This window comes from Aureliella helgolandensis (assembly GCF_007752135.1).
Classification (GTDB): domain Bacteria; phylum Planctomycetota; class Planctomycetia; order Pirellulales; family Pirellulaceae; genus Aureliella; species Aureliella helgolandensis.
In genome coordinates, this window is record NZ_CP036298.1 from 4,781,442 (window position 1) to 4,808,006 (window position 26,565).

Sequence of the window (26,565 nt, forward strand, 5' to 3'; positions counted from 1 at the left end):
CCATAAGAGATTGATTCTCTTATTGGTCCTACGGACCGAGAATCAATTCAGAAAATGACCGCGACCAACTGCGAGATTTTGTGGATTAGGACTGCGAGGCTAGGTTTCCTTACGACTCTTCGACACTGCAGTGGGGTCATTGTCGATCGCCCCATTTGCAAGGGAAGACCATTGGAGCAAACAAAATTACCGAGACAATCACTACCGATCGGATAGCCGTTTTTCCAGAGATTTTTGAACAGCTACACGACGATGCCAATCGGGTTTACTTTGCGTTTCTGCGCCGGAGTAACCATCCCCCTACTATTACGACGACAGCCTCATCCGTGCTTTTCGACGCTGGCGGTCTTCTGTGGTGGGTGGAAACTTCGTCCGAATATCGCCGACAAGGTTTGCTATGGGATTACTTGAAGCGATTACCAAACGCCATCCGCAAACGCAGCTATTTGAAGACACCTATGATGACGCGATGTTCTTATCGACATGGCATCGGTTAGAATCAACCCGCCGAAGCTAGGAACGGAGTAATTAACCGCGCCGAAGACCGAGTAGCTCACTCGGTTGCTTTGGCATTTGTACATATAGAGCATTCATTCGCGGTAGGAGCTAATCGCAACATGGGAACTATCTACAAGAAAACCGTTACGCGTCCTTTGCCGGTTGATGCGAAGATCATTACCCGCAAGGGCAAGCGACTTGCGCAATGGACAAACCGAAACGGCAAGACGAAGACGGCTGAGGTCAATGAAGCCGGCGACCGCATACGCTGCGAAACTCATACTTACCTTGCCAAGTACCGCGACGGCGACGGCGTGGTGTGCGAGGTTTCGACGGGTTGCCGTGACAAACAAGCGGCAATGGCGGTATTGAGCGACTTGGAGTCCATGGCCGAAAGGGTGAAGGCCAAAATCGTCACTAGTGCCGAAGCTCGCATTGGTGAGAAGTTTGCGGACATGCTGTTGTCGGAGCATATCGCCGATTATGTAAAACACATCAAGCAACGTGGCGTACACGCGGATCGTGTGAAGACGACGGACACGCGTTTGGGCGAGTCGGCAAAGGGCTGTGGTTTTCGATATTTGCGAGATATGAGCGCAGACAAGCTACATTGCTGGCTTGGCGAGCAGGTCACTGGTAACCGCAAGATGTCTGCAAGCGTTTACAACGGGTTCGTTCAAGTTTGGGTATCGTTCGGCAATTGGCTAGCTGGTAAACGCATTCATGGCAAACGTTCGATGATGAAAGGTGAAGTCCGTGTTCTTAATAATCCATTCGATGGGTTTGGCAAACTCGATGAGAAAGCAGAACGAAAGCGGAAAGCTAGAGCATTGACGTCTGAGGAACTCACTCGATTGCTCGCCGCAGCGCGACGTCGCCCCCTAGACGACGCCATGCTAATTCGCAGGGGGCCCAATAAAGGTAAAAAACTCGCGAAATTGAGCGAGGAACGTAAGAACGAGTTGGTTGCGTTAGGCAATGAACGCGCACTGATCTACAAGGTGGCCGTTCTGACAGGTTTGCGACTTAACGAGTTGCGAACGCTGACTGTTGGCGATCTGTCGTTCGGCGACGTTCCGTTTGTTCGGTTACGGTCTACCAACGAAAAGAACCGCAGGGGATCGACCTTACCCCTCCGAAGCGATTTGGCCGCTGAGCTATTCCAGTGGACCAAGGACAAAGATCATTCATCTAGGGCGTTCTGTGTGCCAGCCGGCTTGTTGCGCATTATGAACCGCGACCTGGAAGCTGCGAACATCCCCAAAAAGGATGCTGACGGCTGCGTGGTCCACGTTCACGCATTACGGCATTCTTTCGCCTCCCACTTGTCGATCGCCGGCGTAGCACCAAGAACTGCACAAGCCGCGATGAGACACAGCAACATTTCGCTGACCATGAACGTTTACACAGACGCAAGGTTGCTTGATACCGCTTCGGCCGTGGAGTCACTCGACCTACTCCGAACGGTTGCACCAAATGTTGCACTAGCTCCAGACGTTATGGGGCAAACTGAGTCCATTCCTGACCATTCTGCCGATGCTCTGTGTCAGAGCCAAGACACGAAAAAACCCAGTAAAACACTTGGTATTACTGGGTTTTCTCAAGTCGGGCTGGCGGGATTTGAACCCACGACCTCTACCACCCCAAGGTAGCGCGCTAGCCAGGCTGCGCTACAGCCCGATTGCTGGTGAACGACTCGGTTGCAAAGGGCCGCGTGCAATGTGGGGCAACCGCAAGGCACTCGTCCAATCGCAACTTTGCGGTTCTTAACGTGCCTGGGGAAGTGCACTCCGAATCCGCGTCGCTGTCGTTCACTCGACACGACAGATTCTAACTACTCGTCGCTATGACGCAACGGTGGTTGTCCCTTTCAGGCCCGCTAAGCGGCGAAGTAAAGCCAAATTGAGCATGTCCCAATCCTCACCACTCTCCTCATCGGTCCCCTTGGGGGTCTCCAGGTACATCGGCAACGACTTGAAGGCCGTGGAACGCAGGAAACGCTGGAAGGCGGCTTCCCCGATAAATCCGCGGCCAATATGCTCGTGGCGGTCGACGCGCGTGCCGCAGTCCTTCTTGCTGTCATTGATGTGCACGGCCGCAATGTGGGGCAAGACGTCATGGGTCTCCAATTCGGCAATCATCTCTCGAAGTCCCTTGGCCGTCCGAAAGTCGTATCCGGCGGCTAGGGCATGGCAGGTATCCCAGCAAACCCCCGTATGGTCGGTCCCCACTTCAGCCAGCAAAAATCCAAGTTGCTCGATCTGCCATCCCAGGCAACTTCCCTGTCCAGCCGTATTCTCAAACAGCAATTTGCAGTGCTTGGGGGCGACCCTTTGGATCGCCTGTTGCACAGCGTCCACGATGCGCAATTGCCCTTGCTCCGGAGAACTCTTGGTGAAAGCTCCTGGATGCATGACCAAGCCTTCCAACTCGAGCTGTTCGCACCTCTGCCACTCGACCACTAGGGCCTCGAGCGACTTTTCCCACAGTTCATCGTCGGGCGAAGCGACGTTGATTAAGTAGGAAGAGTGGGCAATCGGTGCTCCAATCTTATGCTCGGCGAGTGCAGCACGAAATTTAGCGCAGTCCTCATCGCTCAGCGGCTTGCATTTCCACTGATTATTGTTCTTAGTGAAAATCTGAACGACATCGCAGCCGACTGCATGAGCCCGCTCCACTCCAAGATAGAGTCCGCCGGCGACAGAGGTGTGGGAACCGAAACGATAGGCCATAAAAGTGGATTCCCAGTGGGAGGAGTTCGTGGATAGGGGAAAGCGAGCGTCACCGAAGCTAGTAGGCAACCATGCTCAAACCGCCAGCAGCATTGCCTCCTGACGACTAGAGCGTTTGCCTAGGTCGCGGGGCTAAACGGGCTGTTGATTTAATAGCAATTTGAATTTTAACGCGGAGGTTGCGTATCATACTGCCTTGTAGCGGCAACTATCTTCCCTTGCTCATCGGGCTGTTGATTTAATCGCAATTTGAATTTTAATGCGGAGGTAGCGTCCTTAATTGACTTGTAGCGGAGGTTATCTTTCCTTGCTCACGCGGCGGGTTACTATTTCAACAGCCCGTCATGCAGCGGGTTACTATTTCGACAGCCCGTAAAGCGTGGAGCGTTTCCATCAACTGATGGCAGATAGAATGCTCAGCAGAATGAAACCGCCGATGCAGACGAAATTCAATAGGACGCTGGCTATTCCCAAGTAGTAACCGACTTGAATTAAACCTTTGTTAACAGGATCGTAGGTACCGGCTGCGATCCCGCGCAGGGCGCTGCCGCCCATGATCCAGGCAACAATGCCGAAGATCGGGCAGACGAAAAACGAGAGGATGCCCATCGCTAAGACAAGCCCGCTGCGATCGGACTGGGCATACCCTCCAGCAGCACTCTGTCCACCGTACGCTGGCGCGACCGTAGCAGAACTCGTGTACGGCGAAGCAGCTGGACTGGGACCTGCAAAGCCTTGCGGAGTTTGCGTGTGCCCCGCAGCAAAATTGGACGATGAGGTAGGCCGAAAGTAGTCGGCGGCCTGCCAAGGCCCAGCCAGACTTTGGCGAATCTTGTAATCGCGTCCTACGCGGCCCTCTTGGTACCAGCGGGAGAGGGTGGGGCGATCTACGGGGCCATACTGGCTGCCATCGGGGGCCAGCATCCAAAACTGATCCTCGCGATCCGCCGATTCCGACTGTGAGTGCTCTCCGGTGGTGGGCCCCCAGACCTGCGGCTGAACCGCGTTTTCTGAGTGGGAATCCGCAGCTTGGTGTGGATAGGCAATCGTATAGATTTGCCCGCAGGCTGGGCAACGCGCGCGCTTGCCGGCATGAGCGTCATCGACGGTCAGCCTCTGTCCACAGCCAGAACAATTCGACTCAATGGCCATACACCCTATGCTCCCTGCCGCTCTGGATTCAAGTAGATAAAGCTCTTGCCGAGTCGCCCGTTGTAATTTCCTGCGGTGATGCGTTTCAATCCTGGAGTCCCCAGTGCGGCGTCGATAGCCGCATAGGTAGCGGCTGCCACGGCCGAGAGGCTGCTGCCGTTGATGACAATCTCCATAATGGACTGAACTCCTTCAGGAACTCGCGAGGATTCTCCTAGTTTGGATTTCAGGGTTGGGCAATATTCAGCAAACGTACTGGCGATCATAAAACTGTAACGGCTGCCTGCTTTGGAGGCGCTGGAGGCGATACCGCCTGGAAAGGTCAACACGCTATCAGGGCATTGATTCACCGCAGCAGCGGCACGTTCTGCGGCCAAAATGGAATGCTCTTCCGTGTCCGACATAAACCACAAATTCCCTCCCATGACTCCATCGCTAAATCCGAAGCGGCGCGTCAAATAGAACTCACCGCCCATGGTTGGGACCACCCAGCCCTTGCTACCGTATCGCTGATCTCGGAATTGATGTCCATCTCCGAAAAATGCAACTTTGCGCCCCAGCTTAAAATACTTTTCGGTGTCGAGTCGATTGAAGCAGCGGGCCGTGGGGCAGGTCAGGACGTTTTGACTAATGCGTGCCAAGAGCACTTTTCCTAAGTGGGTTTCGCGATCCTTGCGGAAGCGTGGAACATGAACTTGGATGACAGCTCCTATCCGACCATCTGGCGTTTCCTGCCCAGGCGATGAACCATCCAAGATTTGCGAAACCCCAACTTCGGAATCGCACAAAATCGTACTGCTGGCGTGGCCCGTCACCGCGTGACAACAGTGATCCAACCATGTTCGGTCGCGGGCAGTGACCAGAAACTCGGCATAGATACTGCGAAAGCCTTCTGCGTAAGTATCTTCGACGATAGAGTTGCGATCTTGGGACATTTTTTAACTATGGCTCAAAAGAGTGCTACTGGACTTGGACGAAGAGCGAGAACAACAGAGCCGAAACACGCCGGGTGCCTGACGAGCCGCGTCGGATTAACCGCGTCCGCGGCCGGGATAGACGGAGGACTCGGTGACCACTTTGTCCATATAGATATCGTGCGATTCACAGGGGATCTCGGGAAACATTTGGCATTCGAAGGCCAATGCAACCAGGGGAGTATCAGTCCGCGCGTGCTCAAGCAGCTTGTCATAGTACCCCTTACCATGCCCCGTGCGCCCTCCACTGCGGTCAAAGGCAACGCCAGGCACCATGATCAGGTCCAGATCCTGTGGCTGCAAACGCTTGGCGGCAACCTCCCTCAGCTCTGCCTTGGGTTCAAGAATCTTGTACATTCCGACTTCGAGCTCCTCCATCGACTCAAGGTGGAACAGCTCCAGCTCACCATCGACACAGTAGGGAATGACAATCCGTTTTCCGCTGGCCAAGGCTGCGGGCAAAGCGTGCCGGGTGCGAGCTTCGTCGCGGACGTCAATGTAAAACATCACCGTCCCGGCGGAGGCATATTCCGGCAGGCTCATAAAACTCTGCACAATCGCTTCGCTCACGGAGTCCTTGTCGGGTTGATTGCGGCGATTCTCGTGTGCCGCTTTGCGTATCTTTTGCTTTTGGGCGTAGGTGTCGTCAGCTTGTGGCGATGTATTCATCGAAATTAGCGTCAATGATTAGGGGTGAACGAAGGGGGATTGGGACTGCCTCATCGCCCGCACCCTGCACCACATGCAGCCACAACCGCTCCGCAGACCAATACCGCGACGAAGTGGAGATTAGGCAACAGGCGTGTGCGAAGAAATAGTGGCAGAGAGTTTACCATGGGAAGACGGCTTGGTCTTGCCCCCGCCATTAGCTAGCATCGCGCGAATCCAAATAACTCTACGTTGGGCAAGCGTAGCAGGCTGGCAAGGCGAAGCAGGCCAGCAAAGACAAGCAAAGACAAGCAACCTGGCGAAGTTAAGCAGGGGCCAGGCAGATTAGGGACGTGGGGCAGGGTCGGCCACCGCGGCGGAATGGCTAGCTGGACGAACGACATGCTCGTCAGCCAACCCGATTTCCCCGCTCACGTGCGAGTCAGTGCGACCATTGGCAGCTTGCTGTACGCCCTTCCAGGCTGAATTTGCTCCTTGGCTGTTGCCAGAAGCGGTCGTTCCCGATACGAATCCGCGAGAAGAGGCTGGTTGAGCCCCAGCTTGCGCACTTGAGGCAGGCCGCACAGGGTCCGTCCCACGCGGCCCCCAGACCGCTTGCGCTCGATTGTCGTTGGAAACGAAAAATGTCTTTTGCCCGCTGACCTGCCGAGCGTCCGGGAAAGTATATCGCACGAACACTTCAACCCGCTCTCCGGCTGGTTCAGAAGTATTCCAGGGCAGGGAAAGATGGATTCCCTGTTTGGCCCCCAAGGGCTGGAGATGTGCTTTTACTTGGGCTGCGGAAAAATCCCAGCGTCCGATCCTGGCATCCTCCCCAGAGCGAGCATGATCGAGCGCGACGATGGAGATATCCGCAGCGATCGGGACCACTTGCCCCTGCCGATTCTTAGGCTGCAACACCAAGTACAGCCCATCATCTGCTGGTCCGCTGTTCAAATTGGTTGCCCGCGACAGGCTGGGATGAAATGCAATTTCAACCACTCGAGTATCGGCGACTTTGTCGGTCGCCGACGCAAACTGGACTGGCCCCGCGGAGGAGCCACCAGGCACTTCAATACGGCTTAGATTGAGTTCAAGATTGTTTTCCGGCGGCAGGCGGTCTTGTACCTCCAGATGGCTCACACCTGGCAAGCTGGGTGGCTGTGGCATACCTGGCTCGATGGAAGGCGGAACCAACTCGTCAAAATCAAATTCGTTATCCGACGGAACCTCAGTTTTGCTAGCGGGCGCCTGCGGTGGTTCTGGCAACCGATCCTGGAGAACCGAGGGGCCATTCGAGGGAATGTTGCGGTCTAAGATGGAAGGGCTGCCATTAAGTGAGCGGCCCACCCCCTCAGCTGATGGGCTGCTGGGTGCAGGGTTTGGCGCGGCAGGATTCAGTCGAGAGGGGCTGGCCGAGGAGGGAGAGCTGGGCGGATTTGAATTGGGTTGCGTCGCCCGGCTTGGCGACGCGAAGCCTGGGGATGAGTGATCCGTGTTACCGGTTGTCGGGGCGGATTGCCGAAGTCGCTCGTTTTCATAGCGAATCGAGTCCAACTGCTGCTCGAGCACGCGGTATTCATGGTCATACTCGTAAAGCTGGTCCTCGAGGTCTCGTATTTCCGCCGCCATATTCTCTACGTAGAGATCGCTATAGGCGCGTCCACGACACCCCGAAATTGCACCTAGGAGTAGGAGCAAGACGGCCCAAGGCACGAGTAAGCCAGCTTTCGACTTGTTCGGCGACCGGTGCAGGGGACAATCTCCGCTGAAAATGAGAGGGGCTGGGGGGAAATCAGGCGAGGCACGGATGTTGGAGCTGCGGCGTGCAGTACATCTATTTGGAAATACTTCATCCATTTGACTCAAGTCAAGACGAGATATTGCCGCCACGGAGGCTCGCGGTGCACGAATCGCATTCGAGTGCTTATGGCAACGGCAGTAGCCTGGCGAATGCTCAGACCCAATCACTCTACTGGCAGGGGGACCACAGGCCCGCATCCTGTGAGTAATAGTCGATAGGTGCCACCCACGAATGGCATAGTCGTTTGTGACCGAATTTTGTATCTACGCACAAGTTGCCTAGCTGCAGGTCGACTAGTTCGCTTAAAATTTCCGACGCAGGACGATCAATCTTGCAATGAAAACCTCCCAGGTTTCGCATTGTTCGAAGCCCTCCCCGGTTTCTGCCTGCCAAAACAGTGAGACCAGGGAAGTTTTTTTCATGGCATCTTGCGATAATTCCGCCGAACAAGGCAATTTCACTTTTGGGCAAGGCGTCAGCGGATTTTTGACCTCGCCCGGGTTGCCGGTTGTTGACATCCTCTGCGAACAACGCATCGCTGGCGTTTTCAAAAAGCACAAAGGGCTCTTGGGTCACACGTACACCACCGCGATTGTGCTGCGGACGTTCATGAGCCAGGTTCTGCGAGACGGCAAAGACGCCGCGCACTATGAGAATCTCGCGGAACTATTCGGTTTTCGTTGGAAGGCGGAACTGGATCTTCGCAGTCTCAAGACACACATGAACTTGAACCATCCAGGTTGCAAGCCCCCCGAAGACGGCCCGCAAGGAATCCTGGGTGGCAATGCTGGCGCACAATACGACCCGGACGACGGTTCTGGACAATGCTTGGATCTGCGGCACGCGGCCCCCCGAGGTGAGCTTAGTCAGTCGTTGTCAATTCGTGCTGGCGGCGTGGGACGTAATCGACACCAAGACGAGTGGGAATCGACGAAGCTATTGTGTCATCCGATTGGAGCATATCGGCAGGTGCCTCACTGGGCAACCTCCACGCAATTTGAGCCGCGAGTGCGAATAAAGCGAGGTAGCAATTGCAACCTGATGATGCAAACCCGTGCAACCCTACGAGCAAGGCTCGCTGTTGGAGACAACTCGTTTGAAACCAAATAGTTACGGCAATGACTGTGCCATTCGTGCCACCCGACTTTCGTTATAGCTAATGCCAGCATTCGCAGCAGACGCCGCAATGCAAGCAAGGCCGCGTGACCGGGGAAGGTGGGTGGCACCTTCCAACCGCGGCTATATGTGGGTGGCACCTTTTGCGATGGGTTGAAATTTGCGGGAGTGAAATGTGGGTGGCACCTTTCACGGTTATAGCTAATGCCAGCATTCGCGGCAGGCGCCGCAATGCAAGCAAAGTGGCGAGACCGGGAAGGTGGGTGGCAACTTCCAACCGCGGCTATATGTGGGTGGCACCTTTTGCGGTGGGTTGACGAGCCAGGAGTGGCACTAGGGGGGAAGGGGAATGGGGAGGGCGACGATCCTGCAGCGGCGCAGAATCTGTGTTGGAAAAGCTAATGTCGGATTCGTGCACCGCCGAACTTCGGCAATGCAGCAGGGAACGCCAACTCCACTCGCGTTGCGAAAAACTGGCTTCCCTGACTGGCAGGGAGTGGGGTAAGCTAGTAGCAAGGCCGCTTCCCTTTGAACTCAACGATGCTAGCTTGCATGGGCTCCACTCCGATCAAAAACACTGAAACGCCATCCCCAACAGTTCTGTACGAAGACAACCACTTGTTGGTAATCAATAAGCCAGCGGGTCTAGCGACCATGGGGACGGAGCCTCAAATCCCTACCGCGGCTCGCTGGGCAGCGGATTATTTGAAGCGCAAGTACCACAAGCCAGGCAACGTCTTTGTAGGGATTGTCAGCCGAGTTGACCGCTTGGCTTCGGGAGTGCTCCCGCTGGCGCGGACGAGCAAATGTGCCAGCCGCCTTTCCGAACAAATCCGCAACCGCGAACCGAGCAAACGTTATCTCGCCTACGTTGACGGCAAAATCGCCTCAGCGTCTGACTCAAAATGGACCACCTTGAGACATCACGTCCGCAAGAACGAATCTCGCCAGCGCATGGAAGTCGTTCAGCCTTCTACCCGCGATGCGCAACTGGCGGAATTGCATTATCGCTGCTTAGCGAGATCCCCCAATGGTTCTCTCATCGAAGTGGATTTGATCACCGGCCGCAAGCACCAAATTCGCCTGCAGTTCTCCGAATTGGGCCACCCAATCGTCGGTGATGCCAAATACGGCTCGCAGCGCAAATTCGGTCCAGGCATTGCGCTTCACTGCTGGGAATTGCGCATCGCCCATCCCACGCGTGGTGAAACGCTGACATTTTCAGCCAAGCCGCAAGGGCCCTGGCAGCAACTGCCGCGGGCCGTCCATGAGGCATTGCCAAGGAGTCCGACCGGGGATGGCAGTTAATCGACATGGGGTTGAGCGGATCGTGTCGGGCGGACAGACGGGAGTAGACCGAGGTGCACTCGACGCCGCCATCGCACTCGGCATTCCTCACGGGGGTTGGTGCCCGCGGGGCAGGGGAGCCGAAGATGGTGTGATTGCCGATAAGTATCAATTGCAAGAACACGCCTCCCGCGATTATGCGGAGCGGACGCGGCAAAACGTGATCGATTCTGACGGCACGCTCATCCTCTATCGTGAGCGACTCCAGGGAGGAACCCTGCTGACCCACCGATTTGCCCAACAACTCAACAAACCCTTGCTGCGGATGCGCTTAGACCGCCCAGTGCACTACGATCGCATCGCCCTGTGGTTGCAAACGCGTTCGATCCGCGTACTGAACATTGCAGGTCCGCGCGGCAGTTCGCACAGCGGCATCGCAATGCTAGCTTTCGAAGTGATTTGCAAGCTGTTCCAATCCTCAGAGGCATTGCCTTTTTCAGCTGAAGAAAAGTGAAGATTGCGTCTCTAATGCTGCTGTAACGTGTTGCTTGCTATTGGCCCGTCTGCTTGAAACCGATATCTTGAATGGTGAGAATTTGAGATTGAAGCATTGCAACCACTCTATTGGATGGAAGCCAGGCAAACCACCGTGTCGACACATGCTAACCGGCCCACGCCGAATCAACGCCCGATGAGCAACGAATGTGAATGGAAGCGGCGCGAGGAATTCTTGCTCGCCTCCTACGCCATGTTTGCGAAGGATACGTTGGGCAGGAGGTACGACGAACCGTTGCACCCGCATCGCAGCCCGTTTCAACGGGATCGAGATCGCGTGTTGCACAGCGCCGCCTTCCGACGGTTAAGTGGCAAGATGCAGGTTTTCACCGGCGAGATGGGTGATTACCATCGCACGCGTTTGACGCACACCCACGAGGTCGCGACCGTGGCGCGCACGATCGGACGCGTGCTGCGATTGAACGAAGATTTGATCGAAGCTCTCGCACTTTTGCACGATATTGGACATCCTCCGTTCGGCCACAGTGGCGAGGATGCATTGTCGCACTGCTTGGAAGCTAAGGGAGGTTTCTCTCACAACCGCTTTGCCCTGACACTCGCCGAGCAATTAGAAACCCGCTACACCACCTATAGTGGTCTCAATCTATCGCGTGAAGTCTTAGCGGGTCAGGACTTTCGAATTACGCATGAAGGCAATACACCGCTGTTGGAAGTCCAAGTCGTGGATCTTTCTGACAGCATCGCTTACAACGCCCACGATGTCGACGACGCGCTCACCCTTGGATTAATCCGTTTTCAGCAACTGCAGGGGCTCGATCTCGTCCGCCGCGCTTTAGAGTGGGGTTCCGCCAAGGTCCACGCAGCGAGCGAGTTGGGTTTGCGGCAGGCCTTGGTACATAGTTTGATCGACGTTCAAGTCGTCGATCTCCTCGAAACGGCCGGTGAGCGGTTGCAGGCCATCGAGGGGCTGGACAGCCTTTCCGCTCGCCAGCTTGAAGTGGAGCTCGCGCAATCGCCAGTCATCGCATCCGAACGGCAACAACTGGCGCAGTTTCTGTTTGAAAACGTGTATCGCCATCCCGATCTGGTAGCCATTCGCAAGCTCGCCGCCAAACGCGTCAGCCGACTCTTTCATGCCCTGGTCGAACGCCCTCAAATGTTGCCCGTGAGGTTCCGTGACCTCGCCCAACGCAGCAGCGTCGAAATGGCCACCGGCTATTACATTGCTGGGATGACCGATCGCTTCTGCGATGCGCAGTATCGAAGTTTGATCGAGCTCGGCGGGACCGAAGCGGTGGATTGGTAATACGCCTGACAGCGGGCCGCTGTCGCGGATACCTTCCTCCGTCTCCCCCACTACGATCCGGTAAAACAGCAGGTTGCTCGTCAACCGTATTTCCGAGCAATGCCTCAACCGACCATCGCTGCTGTCAACTTGCGGGCATCAGACTTCCTGGCTCTCGCCATGCCGCGGGGCAAGTAAGACTTCTGTAGCAGCTGTTGGTTCTCCGTCGACAACCTGAAAATTTTTCACCGACGCGGGCAATCCAGCGTCCTCTTGCTGACAAGTCACGACGTAGGCTGAGTGGGCGGCGACTTCGGAGAGAGAAACGGTAGCGCCCGCTACATTTGCTGTTGAACTATCACGACGATAGCACCGCTGATATAGCCCAGCAGAGCCCAGGGCGCGACTTTTCGCAGGTACCATACGAAGTCGACATGCTCGAGTCCCATGGCAGCGACGCCAGCGGCCGAACCGATAATCAGGCAACTTCCTCCGGTTCCTGCGCAGTACGCCAACAGCATCCAGAAGGGGTCGTTAATGGGCAGCGTGTACATTTCGATCCCTGCGGCAACCAGTGGCACATTGTCAACCACTGAGGAGACCAGTCCAATGACGACAGCCACGAGATCGCGATTGGGCAACACCGAATCCAGCCACTCCGCGGCAGCCCGTAGGATTCCCATCGCTCCCAAGGATCCCACTGCCAGCAGAATCCCGAGGAAGAACAGAATGCTCGACATATCAACCCGCCGCAGTGCAGCCAGCACACCCGTGCTGGAGCGAGTCGCTTCATCCATCGTATGACTGACAAACTCCGAGACAATCCATAGCACTGACAGACTCAGGAGCATTCCCATGTAAGGTGGCAAATGCGTCGTGGACTTGAAGACGGGAACGGCCAGCAAACCCACGAGGCCCAATATCAAGAACAGCCATTGGTGCCAGGGTTGGATGTTCTTGTCATCCTTTGCGGTTGCGGCATCGAAGTCACCGCTAATATTGCCGCGCATTAAGAACGTTAACCCGATCAGCGGCACTAGCAAGCACACCAAACTACCGAGCCAGAGTTCGCTCATGACCTCTACGGTTCCAATCTTATGCTTGATCCAGAGCATGGTGGTCGTCACATCTCCAATTGGAGTCCAGGCGCCACCGGCATTGGCTGCAATAACGACGAGTCCGACGAATCGCAAGCGATCCTCACGCTGGTGCACAATTTTCTTCAGTAGCGAGACCATGACAATAGTGGTGGTCAAGTTATCGAGAACGGCAGACATAAAAAACGTCAATAAGCCGATCGTCCACAACAGCGTGCTCTTGCGTTTCGTGCGGATGCGATTGGTCACAATAGCGAACCCCTCGTGGGCATCCACCAGTTCAACGATCGTCATAGCCCCCATCAAGAAAAAGAGGATACTGGCGATCTCGCCCGTCTGTAGGAGATGCTGATTCTCGATGGCAAAGTGCAATGGAATGTTCTGCACCTGTTCAGCGAGCGACTCTTCATTGAACCAGCCTGGAATCGCGTCCTGGGGCATGAGCGTCCCCACATTACAGACGTACAACGACCAGCATACGATACCAATGAAAAGGGCTGGTGCGGCCTTGTTGATATGCAACTTATGCTCGAGGGCAATCGCTAAGTAGCCAAGAACAAAAATGCAAAGGATCAGCGGAATCATAGTTTTGGGGTGTTCTTCGGAGTGGAATCATTGGCAACGCGTAAAGTGTCTTCAACCGAGTTCTACAATTGAGCAGATTTCTTAAAAGCGGCAAGCGGCCAACCGCTTCCCACCTCGTTACACCTTTCCATCCACCGCAGAAATCGCTCAGACACTCAAACGGTGAGGCGCCACCGTTCCTGCTGGCTCGCACACCGAGTGGTCGATGAGCGTCTCGGGATGGCAGCGACGCCGAGCCGAGCTCCCAAGCAGTGTGTAAACTTGTCGCGCGGACTTTGCAAAAACTGAGGACCGTTGACTGCGTGTAGTGAAGCGAAACGAGCCTGGCGCCGGCACCGGACCGACAGCCTCGGCCGTTTCCCTCCGCAGTCCGTCATAGCACGTCGCATGCCAATTGGCACAATCGCTCGAACTCCAACCGGGCGTTCCTCGGACTCAACGCAACCGTTCTTCCCGGCCGCAGACAGCAAGGAGATCTCGTTGCCGCATGCATCAGAGACTATCGCGGGTTCACTGCGCCGATTGCACTTGTGCTGCTACTCGAGCCCGAATTCGTTGCATTCCCCAAGCCTGGTTGGACGTGCGCCTCGGAGTGAAGCAAACACCGCCGACAAGTCCACCTTGCAAACACTGGCGGGTAGCACCTCCCTACGGTTTCGCCCGATCTGCAGCAGCTCCGTAGCGGCGTTGATCAGAATCTGGCGGCGCCGATAACTTTCTAACCATCGTACCGCCTGGTTGTACTCCGGAACCGCTCCGCCGAACTGCAAGAAAAATTTCCCGGGGCTACCACAACGCTGCTTTTCAACTGGGATATTGGTTGTTACGACCTCAGTTCTCACCGGTCTCTGCACTTCGACGCGAGCGCCTTCGCGTCCGGTAGCATCCCTCTGCCACCGACTGGCATACAAGATGCAAGGGCAGTGGCCTACGAGATCGTCAGCCATGGAGACCGAGGCGGAATCTGTGGCGGCATTTACTTGCTTGGGAAGCTGGCCGCGTTTGATACGCAGACGATCATTCTCGAGCGACATGAGGGAACCTAGACATGTATCGTAGAAGCAGTTTTGGGTTGGCCGCGATCATCCTGGTGGTCACATTCAGTTGCAGTAGTGCGGCGAATGCGTCCGCCATACGCAGTGCAGTGGCACGTCACCAACACCCCGAGCAGGGCTTTTTTGCGCATACTTCCCACCACCCCTGCCATGTGGTGCGGCAGCGTCTTTTCTTTGGCAGGTGACGCTCCCAAGATCGGCGTCCCAGGGGCAGGCTTCGCAGGGAAGTAGCTAGAGGCCACCTCCACGCTCGTTCCGCGTAGGTGGCCTTGCCTCGGTCTGACTACTCTGAATAGTTGACGACCGCATTTTGATCGACGTGGATTTGCAGACTGAGCATCTTAGCCCGCAGAGTCGTACGACTGATTCCCAGACGTCGCGACGATTCGGTCAGATTCCCGTTGGTGCATCGCAGCGTGGCCGCAATTGCAGCACGCTCCGCCACGGCAACCACCTCTTCAAAAATGTTGTTATTGGAGTCGTTGGAAAGCTGTTGCGCAGCAAGCGCTTCGAGTGCCTCCGCTAACGCTGTCGCAGTTATGGGACGCGCGAGCTTCGAATTGTCTCCAGCGCGTCCTAGTGGACTTTCAGTGGTGGGGGGACTGGCTGGAGTGGGCTCCGCGGGCGAAAGGCTTGCGAGCCGGAATTGAGGACGGCGAATCGAATCGGGCAGAAAGGCAGGGACCAACACAGGCCCAGTCGCTTCGAGCACGGCACGCTTGATCACGCTTTGCAGTTCGCGGATATTCCCAGGCCACTGGTAAGCGTTAAGTTGCTCCAATGCTTCGGGAGAATAGCTAGTGAGTGGCTTCTTCAGTTCATGCGAATAGCGGTAAAGAAAGTAGTCGACGAGCTCAGGCAAATCCTCCATGCGTTCGCGGAGCGGCGGCAATTCGATGGTGTAGACATTCAAACGGTAGAACAGGTCTGAGCGAAAGCTACCGTCGGCAATCGCTTTCGCGAGGTCACGATTGGTAGCGGCGATCAAGCGGGCATCGGTCTGCACAGACTCGCTGCCGCCGACCCGTTCGAATTGTTGATCTTGGACCACACGCAAAATTTTGGTTTGCATGAGCGGGGTCATATCACCGATTTCGTCGAGAAAAAGCGTCCCTTCACTAGCCAGTTCGAACTTGCCAATACGCTTGCGATCAGCACCCGTGAAAGCTCCTTTTTCATGGCCAAACAATTCGCTCTCGAGCAGATGTTCGGGAATTGCTGCACAATTGACCGGCAAAAAACGTTGGGCGGCGCGATCGCTATATTGATAGATCGCTCGAGCGACAACTTCCTTTCCGGTACCACTTTCCCCCAAGATCAACACGGTAACGTTGCGCGACGCCACCCGTCCAATGGCCCGATAAACCTCTTGCATCGCGCGCGAGCTTCCAACAATGCAATCTCCGTGATTACCTTGATGAGGTGTTTCCGACGGCAGAAAAGCCGGAGTTCTTGTCATGCGACTGGTTTCAGCAGCGGAGGTGACAACTTGGGTTAAATTCTCCATCTGCAGCGGTTTGAGAAGATACTCGAAAGCCCCGATGCGCATGGCTTCAATAGCGGTGGCCGCCGTACCATGTCCCGTCATGAGCACGATCGGAATCTTGGGGTCCAGACGCTGCAGTTGGGCGAGCGCTTCCAAGCCGGTACAGTCAGGCATCTGCACATCCATCAAGACCACATCAGGACGGTTGTCGCGAAATGCAGCAAGCCCCTCCGCGGCGTTCTGCGCCGTTTGCACAATGTATTCTGGCTGACTGAAGGCGCATTCGAAAACATCCAAAATCAGCGGTTCATCGTCGATGACTAAGAGCTTGGTCGTAATATCCACACGTGTGCCTGATTATTGATGAATGTTGGTATTGAGGACTTCGTGAATAGCCCCGAGCAACTGTTGATCAGAATAGGGTTTTCCGAGGAAGCAGGCCACACCGGGCAGCAGGGCTTGTCCAGAGCTGCGCAAGCCACTGCAAGCGACGATTGGCAACGAGACCCCCTCCGCTTGCAACGCGGCGATCGTGGCGGGACCGTCCATACCTGGCATCATCATGTCGAGTAGGATGGCTGAAATTTTCGAATCGCTCGCCAAGCACTCACGGACAGCGTTCGCACCGCTTTCAGCGGTAATCACCTGGTAGCCGAAGTTCTCGAGCACTTCGCGCGCCATTTCCGCAATCAGCGACTCATCGTCCACCACCAGGATTGTCTCACCGTGGCCAAAGGGATGCGTTGGAAGGTGTTGAGGGAGAGCAGCGATTTCGCTTCCCTCCGCGGCAGCGGGCAGCATTAGCGTAAAGGTGGTCCCCACTCCAATCTCGCTTTGTAGGCTGATAGCGCCCCCGTGAGTATGGACGATCCCCAAACAAGTAGCCAGCCCTAAGCCGGTGCCTTTGCCTTGCTCTTTCGTGGAGAAGAAGGGATCAAAAACATGCTCGGCAATTTCCGCGGGAATACCTGTACCGGTATCACTCATTTGGACGCGCACATAGTCGCCGACAGGCAAGCTTTTGGCCCCGAGCATGAGTCGACGTTTGAGCGTGCAGTTGTCAGCCAGAATGCCCAGCTTGCCCCCCTGGGGCATTGCATCGCGGGCGTTCACCGCCAAATTTATTAGGACCTGCGTCAGTTCGGTCGCATCCCCGCGTATGGACAATAGTTTGGGCGCAATATCGATACTGAGCTGGATGCTTTTGGGGAGTGCGTGCGCTAGCAGCCCGCGAACTTCATCGATGACCGCTTCGACACTGATCAAACTTTGCTCTGTGTTGCGTCCGCCGCCGGCAAACGCCAGCAACTTCCGAATCATCTCAGCCCCTCGTTCGGCACTGGCTTGAATCGTCTTCGACAAACGCTGCCGCTTCTCCTGGGGTTGCTCCCTTTCAAGCAGCGTGCTGGCCATCGTAATTGGGGTTAGCACATTGTTCAAATCGTGGGCAATCCCTCCAGCCAATGTTCCGAGACTCTCCAGGCGTTGCCGACGTCGCTCCCCGAGTTCCCGCTTAAGTCGCTCGCTGACATTGAGTCCAATGATCAATTGTCCACTGGCATTTCCCAACGTGTCATGCAACAGGGTGCGCCTTTGTTCGACTAAAATTTCACGCCCGGTTTTCGTGATCTGTTTGAGTTCTCCGATCCAACTACCATGTTTGAGAAGCGAATCGTGCGCCTCAGTATGCTCGGGCAATTGTTGGGGAGCCATCAGCTGGTCGGGATGATGGCCAATTGCTTCCGCTGCAGTCCAACCATAGAGCAGTTCCGAACCGTGATTCCAGTAAGTAATGCGATTGTCGATATCGCGAATATGGACGGCATCGCGAATCTGATTGAGGATAGCAGCCTGTTCCCGCATTTTAGCCTGACTGGCGTATTGTTCACTCAAGTCTTTGATTAACAACGTCACCAATTTTTGCTCACCGGCACCCGACTTAGAGATTGAGAGTGTGGCTGGAAACTCAACTCCATCAGAACGCCTGGCATAGATTTCATCTAACATTCGCTGTTGGTCGACCGAGTCGAAGAATGCGTCCAACATAAGTTTCCGGGCACTTCGATCCTGTACGGGAAAGAATTCCTCAATCAATAAATCGCGATGTTCCTCCACCCTACACTGGAACATTTTCTCGGCGGTCACATTCATCAAAACAATTCGCTGCGTCTGATCGACACTAATAATTCCGCTGTGGGCCGAATCGATAATTCCGGACATGCGTTGAGAGGTGGCAATTAAATCTTGTTCAATAGCCCATCGCTTCTTGCGATCCAAGTAGATCGTCAGTCCTGCTACGGCGAGCAAGCCAGAGGCCAGGATGTGCCCACTGAGAATCTCCAGCTTTGTCCAATCTGCTCGAGCCGCGCTCAACTCTTGCAATTCGGTCAGGTCCGTTGCTTGAGCCGTTAACAATTGTTCAGCAAGCCGGCTGATCTGCCGTTTCGCCATTTCCCCAGTGCGTAACAGTTCCGCGATCTCATCTGCGGTGCTGGAGCGTTCGGGCACATTTAAGCCGACCTGCTGCTCAATCGCCTCGATTCGGCTCGTCAGCAGCTCAAAATACTCCTTCAACAATGGAGACGAGGAAGGATGTGCTGCAAAGTGATCTTTGACATCTCGGAAAGCGTCTTGGAGACGTTCCAGGTCGATAAGAAACTCCTGCAGCAGGCCCTCATCGCTGGTCAAAAAAAATCCGCGCAGTCCGTTTTCTGTCCCTTCATAGGCCAACCAATTCCTATCGAGCAAATGCTTGGCCGTTAGCGTGTCTGCCAATTGGTGTTCGTAGGTCACGAACAGTCCCGTATTGCGCAGCGTCGTATACCCCAACCAAACGATTGAAAGCAGCGTGACGCTGATTAGGAGTACGACCCAAGTGGCCGTATTACTCAAAAATTTTATCATCCCAAGATTTCCATCGATTGGATTTCAAATGGCACGCCAATTGCGGTTTCCCAGAACTCTACGGAAGCGGATCCGATGAGGTCAGACTAGCAAACACCCCGTCAATCGTCCGAGTCGGATTGTCGAACGTCAACCGCTGGCGACGATCCGCCCGATCGGAGCCACTCCGCACTGGGACGCAACTTGCCAGCCGGCACATGCTATGAACGAATTCCAGTTACCACGCCTAAGCGGCAAAGCTTGCCAATTCCTATTTTAAACCAAATTGGAAAGCGCAAGCAGGAGGTTGATCGTGCCATCATCGTTCAAGGACTCACCACCCGCAGAGCGTCTACGATTGGCGACACCCCAGGGAGTGCTTAATGTGAATCAGGAGCAATTGCTGGCAGAATTGGCCGAGACATGGCAAGCTTTAGCCGGGTTGTCTTCAATTACGACTCCTTTTGGTAGAACGGGAATCAATCTGGAAAGCATTAGTTCGCGCGGAGCGGAGCTTCTCTCAAGAGCAACCGCCGGATTGGAGCGAGAAGACTGGAAAGCTGCCTCAATCTGGCTGCGTGACCGTGAGGCTGCGATTGCACAGGTGCAAATGCAATTCCAGTACCTGCAGTACCAACTAGAACACGGAAAACTTGACCAAGCGATTGAGTGCGTACAAAGGCTTATGGGCGTGCTGCACCAAACCGAGTTGCAGGCACCACTGGCAGAACTACGAGACCGGCTAGTTCAAAGCTTAGGAAATCCGCCATCACCGTTTGCTTAACCTAACCACTCCCTCACGAAGGACACTCGCGGACCGCACCGCCGCTTCACTTCGCTTTGATGATCTCCCGTGGGCGCTAGTCTCCTGAGTCGTTTATGGGCAGGCAAGTTTATGATCAGCAAAATTGCCAACAGGAGTGCCAACACGACTTTGAGCTTACAACGAGCCCGCTGCCGATCCTGCTCCACCGCAGGACTCGATGGCACCAGGTTTGTGCTAACAAAAGGCACAGGCTCTTTTGCATAGAATCCCTCTAACGGGTACAATACCCCACGAAGACTGGTGTCGGTGAAGACATAAATTCACTTTTAGGAGTCAAAGGGAAATCCCTGTTGCACAACATCGTGCCTCCAACACTAGGAAACAATTTCATTTTCTAGATAGGCCAGCGTCAGCATGTCAGAACCGGCTGTATTTGTGATTGACGACGACGAGAATTCTAGAAATGTGGTCGTGGAACTGGTACGTGCGATGCAATTGCCTGTATCTTCTTTTGCATCTGCCGAAGACTTTTTGGCGTCGTATGCGGGACAACGTCCTGCTTGCATCGTCACCGATCAGCGCATGCCAGGAATGAGCGGCATCGATCTCATTGAATGCCTCAGGAAGCAGGACTTAACGATTCCTGTAGTGGTGGTGACTGCCTTTGCAGACACGCAATCTACAGTTCGGGCGGTTCGCGGAGGTGCCATCAGCCTGATTGAAAAGCCCTGTAATCGTGAGAGTCTCTGGGGAGGAATCCTGGAGGCAATTCGCCTTGACCAACGCAATTCCATTAAAGACGCTGAGCGTGAAGATGCCAAACGCAAAATGGAATCACTGACCCCTGCGGAAGCGGAAGTTGCGGAAATGCTCGTCGAAGGCTTGGCGAATAAGGTTGTTGCATCGCGGATTGACGCCAGCTTGAGGACTGTGGAAGCTCGTCGTGCCGCCACTTTTAAGAAACTGGGGGTTGCTTCGATTGCAGGTATGGTTCAAGTTTGGCTAACAGCCAATTCAGATGAGCCCTGATCAGATGAGCTCCAATCAGCTGAGCCTCGACCATTCGAGCCCTGAACCGGTTTGGCTCCTTCAGCCAGCTTGCCCCAAAGAACTGCAATCTCGAACCGGCATCGCGGGAATCGAGATTGCAACCCGAAACGCCGCTTGGCATCCATGCCAATTTTCTCAAGCTCCATCTCCGACGCACGCGTCACCGCTGCAATAAGCCCTCATAACGGTTGCTAAACGGTTTGTTCTGGTTCAGCAGCGGGCCCACTCTACGATATAGGGGGCAACAAGGTGGAAACGCGGCCGTAGTATATTGCTTCCATGCACGACTCCGAGCCTCCAGGCTTGGCCGCACTTCCACTCTGATTGCTGCACACCAACAATCCGCAGGCATTCCAGTGAGTGCCGCAGAGGATTGTTCGCTGAGACGCATTGTAACACCTTGGTGCCATCGACAAACAATTCTTGCTGCTTGCTAAAGTCCTTTACGGGAATCCGTACTTCTTAAGTAGCAAATTTAAGTCGCAACATTGTTCGATGGATAGCGATTCCAACTGCTTGGAATGTTCGCAAACGCTGTCCTACTATTCCCGAAGCGATCATTTGCAAAGAAACGCACAGGGAACTCAATTCACCGTAGTACCACAACTTCGGTGCATGAATTCGTAAGTTGGGGAATGGCACTGCTGGGCTCGGCGCGCCGTCGCGTGGCGGATTACCACTCTCCACGCCGCTGCGACACGCCTAGCGGTGGAGAACCGGGCACCAGTGTTTGCGACAACTGAAATCAGCAATCATCACGCTACGGGCAGGCACGAGGCACACGCTTTCTGCGCACCTTGCCCATGGCCCGCAGGGGGCTGGGAACACAACTTGGCCGCTGGGTGATGCAATAAGAAGTTCTCCTGATAGAGTTCCGCTGCGAATCAGGAATCGTGATATTTTGCACGCTCGCGGGTTCCCGCAATTGAAGCGTCATCATTCATCGACAATCCACTCCCTTCCGATAACTCACTGTAGACACCAGTTGACGAACTCCAAGCCCACCCGGGGCCTACACAATTGGCAACGTATCTGTTGTGCTGAATTCGACAGTCCCAGAACTGTAGAAAACAGTGCATGGAACGCTGAGTCAACAAAGCGTCTCCCTAGGAAAAGGAACCTCAGCCCAATTGCAAGGCTGGCGGTACCCACCCAGTCGAATTGGGAATTGGGCGCCGCCTGAAACTCCGATTCCTACGAATGGGTCGTCCACTATCCAGGGACACCACCCCTAGCACCTATACAATGAGAATGAGTCTGTGGCGAGCTTCCTCAAGCCTGCCCCAGACTTCTGAATCTCCAGGGTATTCCGGCAACTGTTTTCACTATGTGCAAAACACACAGTGGATGGGGCAACCAGTTCGCCGGATACCCTTTTTTCATGCGCTTCGCGCTTACGGGCTGCATCCCTCGCTTTAGCCCCATGGTGCGTCCCCCCGGTTCGGGAGCCCGCAAAAGCCCGTGGACTGCGTTCATCGTTAAGCCATAACGTGCATACTGGGTATTAGCAGCGATGCGGCGTGCTAACATACTCGCATTCTTTTTTGCTGGTGCCATTGGTATTCGACGGTAGGGAGCAGTGCGTGTGAATGAGGCCGTTAAGACAGCTTTCTTCGAAAGATGCTTCAGGGCGAGCGCGGACGGTATCGTGCTGGTGCTGTATGCCGAAGAATTGCGCATTGTCTCCGCGAATCCAGCGGCCTGCCGATTTTTAGACTGGGAAAATCATCCCTGCTTTCTAGCTCAACAGTCGCCGAGTGAACTTTTTCGAAGGTTGGGAGTGGACCCGCGCTTAGTCGAATCCAAACTTGCCGAGAGTTTCGATCCTCCGAATCCCGATTCACCACAAAATTTTGAATACACGATCCGCACGGAAACGATGGACATCGATTTGGTAGTTGGTGGCTTCGGGCAAGAGTTCAGCGCTGTGCTGCATTTCCGCCCCAACACCCAGCAAGCTTACTGGGCACGCTTGCAAACGGCCTCTCGGTCGGCCGCCATCGCGTATTGGAGCTCTTCGTTCATCCACGAGATTAGCCAGCCTATCCATGTGGTACAGAACATGTCCGATATCCTCGAATTGCATCAGGATAATGGAACTCTAACCTCCAGCCCTGCCAGAAACAGTCTGGCGATAATGCAGGTTGCGTCCCAAAGTGCTTCCAACTGTATTGCCGACCTAAAACGACAGCTAATCGAGTGGGAATCCCAGCAGCAAAAAGTGGACCTCTGCGACATTGTGAAACAGACACTCGTCGCTGCGGAAGCGAGTCTCTCCCCCACGCTCAGAATTCAAACAGGATATTGCTCGCAGTCGGTCGTAGTAACCTGCGATGCGTTGCAGCTACAGGTTGTACTGGTGAACCTACTGTCCGTTTGCATGCATGCGTTTACCAGTTTGCGGGATCGCGGAGCAGCCAGGGATGCAGCGGTTCTGCCGCTCGTCTCTCTCGACGTTAAAGTTGACGGGCAACACGGTCAGATCGAGATCTCGAGTGACTCTCCCATTCTCCTGCCTCCTCCCATTCTGAGTGCATCTCCGGCGGAGCTTCTCCCAAGCAGTACTTGGGGCTCCTGTCTGTCGATTGTCCATGCGAATGGCGGAGAACTCGTGCAGCGCGCTTGTCCGGTGGAGAACGGGCAAGACGCCGAGTATGTCTTCGGCTTCGCTATTCGGTTCCCCCTCAGCACTCGGCCCATCGACGACTTCAAAATCCGCCGAATGGTTCGCAAGATTTGGGACACGGAATAGCCCCGCGGATCCCCCGCGGCCCAATCCCTCGCTTCCGTCCTTCTGTGATAGCGTCTGTCGAGTAGCGTTGCACTTTGCTTGAAGGCACCGCGTGGAAGCGGCATTAGCGTGATTGCCCCTGCTGCAATGGCGCAGTATAAAATTGGATGCACTAGGCCCACACAGCGGCTATTTCCAATCCAATCGGTCGCTCGCCACGGGCCGATTCCAAGCAAACGGCTTCCAAGCGGACCGCCCATTCAGGCTTTCTCGCCTTATGTTATTTGCCGTTTGGGCATTGGTGCGACCGCGCCGTGACGCGTCCTTCCCGCTCCCCATCAACCGAAGAACTCGACAACCCGCCTGCCCGTCCCACCTTCCTTCCAAGCTCCAGTGGATGCAAATGCGTCGCGATGCTTGGAAGAGTTGCACGTCGTAGGATGCTGCCCAGAGATCGATACTTTCAGCAAGGAAATAATCAGCGATGGACCCTGTTGGCAATCCACAACCCTCCCCGTCTGCTTCCGAGATAATCGATCCACCTGCGAGGCCCACTCTTTGGCAGGACATGAAGAAAGCAGAGGATTGGTGGGCCATTTGGTGTGGCGGCTTGCTACTGGCGGTCTCTCTGTTGGCGGTGTTGGTCAACCGCCCGGCCATCCCACCGGCCGCTGACGAGTCTGTCAAACTGGAAAACCCACTGGCCCAGTGGATTAAACTACCCGGGAAATGGACAGACAATCCACTGGATTCGTTCTACCAGGCTGGCGTGGACGGAGCCGCTGCCGTAAACCAAGTGCCAGGAATTCTGGGCGCTTTTGTGATCTTGGCTGTGCTATTCGGCGGTGCAGCGTGGGGACGGGGCAAGTCGGCAATCGGCTTCCTGGCTGCCTTTCCCGTCGTTTTCCTGCTTGCCGTCTTTGCGTATGCAATGGCATCCCAGAGCGTGATCAAGGCGTACAACCTCGAATACGCACTTTGGGCGTTACTCGTCGGGCTGATCATCAGCAACACGGTTGGCACCCCCAAATTTTTGAGACCGGCCGTCTTAACGGAGTTCTTTATCAAATCAGGCCTGGTGCTCCTGGGTGCCGAGGTGCTGATGTCCAAGCTCCTAGCACTGGGTTTACCAGGGGTATTTGTGGCTTGGATCGTGACTCCCATCGTACTGATTTCGACTTACATTTTTGGGCAAAAAGTACTTAAAATTCCTTCGCGCTCGCTCAACATGGTGATTTCCGCCGACATGTCGGTGTGCGGAGTTTCAGCGGCAATCGCAACCGCGGCGGCCTGCAAAGCCAAGAAGGAAGAGTTGTCACTGGCCATCGGTATGTCGCTCTCGTTTACGGTACTGATGATGGTCATCCAACCCGCCATTATTAAGGCGTCGGGCATGGACGAAATCTTGGGCGGAGCTTGGCTGGGCGGAACCATCGACTCCACGGGAGCAGTAGCTGCCGCGGGGGCAGTCCTGGGAGACCGCGCTTTAGAGGTGGCTGCTACCGTTAAGATGATTCAGAACATCTTGATCGGAGTAACCGCGTTTTTCGTAGCTATCTACTGGGTGACCTGTGTGGAGCGAGATCCGCAGGGGGCCCGTCCCGGCATTTCAGAGATCTGGTACCGCTTCCCAAAATTCGTTCTAGGGTTTGTCTTGATGTCGGTGCTGTTCTCGACCATCTATGCCGTGCTACCAACAGGTCCCGAAGTTGTGGATGCCGTGATCAAGGGTTCGACTAAAACGCTTCGCAGCTGGCTGTTCTGCCTTGCTTTTGTGAGTATCGGCCTCGACACCCACTTTCGCACGTTGCTGCCGCACCTCCGCGGCGGTAAGCCGCTCATTCTGTACATCTGTGGGCAGTCCCTGAACTTGCTACTCACCCTACTGATGGCATGGTTGATGTTTAGAGTTGTCTTTCGAGACATGATCGACCAATACCTGCAGTAACCCAAACTGCCGAAGCTCGCTGGAATCGGTCCCGCACTCTCCAGCGAGCTGGAAGCGGTCCTGGCAACGGAGCATGCCCTACAGAGCACGCGCGCGAACACTCAAGTGCCTCTAAGTGCGATGGTGTCCGAGGCGCTCCTCAAGAGCGTTAGCGAGCCTAAGCTCTACCCACGTACGATCCATCGCTGCACGACCTCAGCCACTTCTTCCCCCTCCAAGGTTTCATGGGCATCGAGCAAATCAGCAACTTCCGCAATTGCCTGCCACCACCACGTGTCCGAGTTCATTTTCTCCCGGAGCGCCCCACAACACTTCCCCAAGTACCGCATTTGCATATCGCGAGTTGGGAAAAGTCCATCAGTGATTGCAAGGGCGACCGCCCAATCGGATCGCCAAGCGGAAATGGTGGAAGCTCGGAGCTCTCCTCCCTGATAAAGAATCTCTGCTGCGGGCCCCGCTAAGGCTGTCAGGATTTCGCATTCCAGCAGTCGCTGCGGGGAGTAGCGAGAGTGGTCCCACTCGACTTCGATATCCCCTGCCAAGTCGGGGTATTCCAGTCGGTCCGGCTCGATGGTTACTGACAGCACTCTTCCGCCCAACAGAGTTCCCACCACTGCGTGGCCTGCTTCGTGGTAGGCTGTTTCCATGGACTTGTCCCTACCAACGATGAAGGTGTGGCGAGTTGGGCCAGCGTTAGTCTTCGCATGCCAGCCAAAACCGCCAATTTACCCGCATCAGCATGAACAACCAAGCGAGAAATCGGCGGAAGAGCGTCGATACCAGGATCGTCCGGAAAAGCAAGCGACGGAAGTTCGCAGAACGCGGGGCCAGGCAGAAAGGATGAGCTGACGCTGCGACTGGGGGTTGCTTGATTGCCCGTCAGCCTACAGAGGCCTCATCCGACCGGCCACCCGCAGGGAGAGTTGCCAGAGTGTACAAGGACACTCGCTGG

At 55.2% G+C, this 26,565-nt stretch carries 20 protein-coding genes and 1 tRNA gene; 9 read left to right on the forward strand and 12 right to left on the reverse strand.

What is annotated here, in order from left to right; translation table 11 throughout:
- Positions 1–590 precede the first annotated feature (590 nt).
- Positions 591–1,013, reverse strand: a complete 423-nt coding sequence (locus Q31a_RS30865) for a hypothetical protein (RefSeq protein WP_231690799.1) — start codon at positions 1,011–1,013, stop codon at positions 591–593.
- A 378-nt stretch (positions 1,014–1,391) separates the two neighbouring features.
- Here Q31a_RS30865 and Q31a_RS30870 point away from each other — a divergent pair, with 378 nt between their 5' ends.
- Positions 1,392–2,150, forward strand: a complete 759-nt coding sequence (locus Q31a_RS30870; RefSeq protein WP_231691244.1) for a site-specific integrase — start codon at positions 1,392–1,394, stop codon at positions 2,148–2,150.
- On the opposite strand, the gene Q31a_RS16755 is transcribed toward Q31a_RS30870, so the two are convergent.
- From Q31a_RS16755 to Q31a_RS16780, 6 genes are all read right to left on the reverse strand, one after another.
- Positions 2,104–2,178 (reverse strand) — tRNA-Pro (locus Q31a_RS16755). The genes Q31a_RS30870 and Q31a_RS16755 overlap by 47 nt on opposite strands.
- A 164-nt stretch (positions 2,179–2,342) precedes the next feature.
- Positions 2,343–3,230: a deoxyribonuclease IV gene (locus tag Q31a_RS16760; RefSeq protein WP_145080259.1), complete on the reverse strand. Its 888-nt coding sequence runs from the start codon at positions 3,228–3,230 to the stop codon at positions 2,343–2,345.
- A 393-nt stretch (positions 3,231–3,623) separates the two neighbouring features.
- Complete coding sequence (locus tag Q31a_RS16765; RefSeq protein ID WP_145080262.1) at positions 3,624–4,382, reverse strand: DUF4190 domain-containing protein; 759 nt, start codon at positions 4,380–4,382, stop codon at positions 3,624–3,626.
- Positions 4,383–4,387: 5 nt separating this feature from the next.
- The gene (locus tag Q31a_RS16770; protein ID WP_145080265.1) at positions 4,388–5,317 is read right to left on the reverse strand and encodes a formylmethanofuran--tetrahydromethanopterin N-formyltransferase; all 930 of its coding nucleotides are present in this window, start codon (positions 5,315–5,317) and stop codon (positions 4,388–4,390) included.
- Between the two features lie 96 nt (positions 5,318–5,413).
- Positions 5,414–6,025: a 5-formyltetrahydrofolate cyclo-ligase gene (locus tag Q31a_RS16775; RefSeq protein WP_145080268.1), complete on the reverse strand. Its 612-nt coding sequence runs from the start codon at positions 6,023–6,025 to the stop codon at positions 5,414–5,416.
- Between the two features lie 324 nt (positions 6,026–6,349).
- The gene (locus Q31a_RS16780; RefSeq protein WP_145080271.1) at positions 6,350–7,720 is read right to left on the reverse strand and encodes a hypothetical protein; all 1,371 of its coding nucleotides are present in this window, start codon (positions 7,718–7,720) and stop codon (positions 6,350–6,352) included.
- Between the two features lie 508 nt (positions 7,721–8,228).
- Here Q31a_RS16780 and Q31a_RS16785 point away from each other — a divergent pair.
- The 4 genes from Q31a_RS16785 (at position 8,229) to dgt (ending at position 12,033) form a co-directional block, all read left to right on the forward strand.
- Positions 8,229–8,918, forward strand: coding sequence for a hypothetical protein (locus tag Q31a_RS16785; protein WP_145080274.1), 690 nt, complete (start codon positions 8,229–8,231; stop codon positions 8,916–8,918).
- Positions 8,919–9,464: 546 nt separating this feature from the next.
- On the forward strand, positions 9,465–10,232 hold the full coding sequence (locus tag Q31a_RS16790) for an RluA family pseudouridine synthase (RefSeq protein WP_231690800.1): 768 nt from the start codon (positions 9,465–9,467) through the stop codon (positions 10,230–10,232).
- Positions 10,222–10,725, forward strand: a complete 504-nt coding sequence (locus Q31a_RS16795) for a putative molybdenum carrier protein (protein WP_145080277.1) — start codon at positions 10,222–10,224, stop codon at positions 10,723–10,725. Before Q31a_RS16790 ends, Q31a_RS16795 begins: the two co-directional genes overlap by 11 nt.
- Positions 10,726–10,902: 177 nt before the next feature.
- A complete protein-coding gene (dgt, locus tag Q31a_RS16800; RefSeq protein ID WP_145080280.1) occupies positions 10,903–12,033 on the forward strand; it encodes a dGTP triphosphohydrolase in 1,131 nt (376 codons plus the stop codon).
- 317 nt (positions 12,034–12,350) lie between these two features.
- On the opposite strand, the gene nhaD is transcribed toward dgt, so the two are convergent.
- The 4 genes from nhaD to Q31a_RS16825 all read right to left on the reverse strand — a co-directional run bounded on the left by nhaD (position 12,351) and on the right by Q31a_RS16825 (position 19,139).
- Entirely contained in the window at positions 12,351–13,694 is a 1,344-nt protein-coding gene (gene nhaD / locus Q31a_RS16805) for a sodium:proton antiporter NhaD (protein WP_145080283.1), read from the reverse strand.
- A gap of 536 nt (positions 13,695–14,230) precedes the next feature.
- Entirely contained in the window at positions 14,231–14,728 is a 498-nt protein-coding gene (locus Q31a_RS16810) for a hypothetical protein (protein ID WP_145080287.1), read from the reverse strand.
- A 304-nt stretch (positions 14,729–15,032) separates the two neighbouring features.
- Positions 15,033–16,580 carry a sigma-54-dependent transcriptional regulator gene (locus tag Q31a_RS16820; RefSeq protein WP_145080294.1) on the reverse strand — a complete coding sequence of 516 codons (1,548 nt, stop codon included), beginning with the start codon at positions 16,578–16,580 and terminating at the stop codon, positions 15,033–15,035.
- A 12-nt stretch (positions 16,581–16,592) separates the two neighbouring features.
- Positions 16,593–19,139 carry a PAS domain S-box protein gene (locus Q31a_RS16825; RefSeq protein WP_145080297.1) on the reverse strand — a complete coding sequence of 849 codons (2,547 nt, stop codon included), beginning with the start codon at positions 19,137–19,139 and terminating at the stop codon, positions 16,593–16,595.
- 292 nt (positions 19,140–19,431) lie between these two features.
- Between Q31a_RS16825 and Q31a_RS16830 the strand changes: the two genes are divergently transcribed.
- The 4 genes from Q31a_RS16830 (at position 19,432) to Q31a_RS16845 (ending at position 25,613) form a co-directional block, all read left to right on the forward strand.
- Entirely contained in the window at positions 19,432–19,902 is a 471-nt protein-coding gene (locus Q31a_RS16830) for a hypothetical protein (protein WP_145080300.1), read from the forward strand.
- A gap of 396 nt (positions 19,903–20,298) precedes the next feature.
- Complete coding sequence (locus tag Q31a_RS16835; protein ID WP_145080305.1) at positions 20,299–20,913, forward strand: response regulator transcription factor; 615 nt, start codon at positions 20,299–20,301, stop codon at positions 20,911–20,913.
- Positions 20,914–22,519: 1,606 nt separating this feature from the next.
- A complete protein-coding gene (locus tag Q31a_RS16840) occupies positions 22,520–23,686 on the forward strand; it encodes a PAS domain-containing protein (protein ID WP_197355340.1) in 1,167 nt (388 codons plus the stop codon).
- A gap of 463 nt (positions 23,687–24,149) precedes the next feature.
- A complete protein-coding gene (locus tag Q31a_RS16845; RefSeq protein ID WP_231690801.1) occupies positions 24,150–25,613 on the forward strand; it encodes a YeiH family protein in 1,464 nt (487 codons plus the stop codon).
- Positions 25,614–25,777: 164 nt separating this feature from the next.
- Here the strand turns inward: Q31a_RS16845 and Q31a_RS16850 are convergent, their stop codons facing one another.
- Positions 25,778–26,260, reverse strand: coding sequence for a hypothetical protein (locus Q31a_RS16850; RefSeq protein WP_197355341.1), 483 nt, complete (start codon positions 26,258–26,260; stop codon positions 25,778–25,780).
- Positions 26,261–26,565: the final 305 nt, after the last annotated feature.

Bases quoted from the DNA above. Each gene is read 5' to 3' on its own strand.
- Q31a_RS30870 (WP_231691244.1), top strand. From the start codon at position 1,392: ATGCTAATTCGCAGGGGGCCCAATAAAGGTAAAAAACTCGCGAAATTG.
- Q31a_RS16760 (WP_145080259.1), bottom strand. From the start codon at position 3,230: ATGGCCTATCGTTTCGGTTCCCACACCTCTGTCGCCGGCGGACTCTAT.
- Q31a_RS16765 (WP_145080262.1), bottom strand. From the start codon at position 4,382: ATGGCCATTGAGTCGAATTGTTCTGGCTGTGGACAGAGGCTGACCGTC.
- Q31a_RS16770 (WP_145080265.1), bottom strand. From the start codon at position 5,317: ATGTCCCAAGATCGCAACTCTATCGTCGAAGATACTTACGCAGAAGGC.
- Q31a_RS16775 (WP_145080268.1), bottom strand. From the start codon at position 6,025: ATGAATACATCGCCACAAGCTGACGACACCTACGCCCAAAAGCAAAAG.
- Q31a_RS16785 (WP_145080274.1), top strand. From the start codon at position 8,229: ATGGCATCTTGCGATAATTCCGCCGAACAAGGCAATTTCACTTTTGGG.
- Q31a_RS16790 (WP_231690800.1), top strand. From the start codon at position 9,465: ATGCTAGCTTGCATGGGCTCCACTCCGATCAAAAACACTGAAACGCCA.
- Q31a_RS16795 (WP_145080277.1), top strand. From the start codon at position 10,222: ATGGCAGTTAATCGACATGGGGTTGAGCGGATCGTGTCGGGCGGACAG.
- dgt (WP_145080280.1), top strand. From the start codon at position 10,903: ATGAGCAACGAATGTGAATGGAAGCGGCGCGAGGAATTCTTGCTCGCC.
- nhaD (WP_145080283.1), bottom strand. From the start codon at position 13,694: ATGATTCCGCTGATCCTTTGCATTTTTGTTCTTGGCTACTTAGCGATT.
- Q31a_RS16810 (WP_145080287.1), bottom strand. From the start codon at position 14,728: ATGTCGCTCGAGAATGATCGTCTGCGTATCAAACGCGGCCAGCTTCCC.
- Q31a_RS16825 (WP_145080297.1), bottom strand. From the start codon at position 19,139: ATGATAAAATTTTTGAGTAATACGGCCACTTGGGTCGTACTCCTAATC.
- Q31a_RS16835 (WP_145080305.1), top strand. From the start codon at position 20,299: ATGTCAGAACCGGCTGTATTTGTGATTGACGACGACGAGAATTCTAGA.
- Q31a_RS16845 (WP_231690801.1), top strand. From the start codon at position 24,150: ATGGACCCTGTTGGCAATCCACAACCCTCCCCGTCTGCTTCCGAGATA.
- Q31a_RS16850 (WP_197355341.1), bottom strand. From the start codon at position 26,260: ATGGAAACAGCCTACCACGAAGCAGGCCACGCAGTGGTGGGAACTCTG.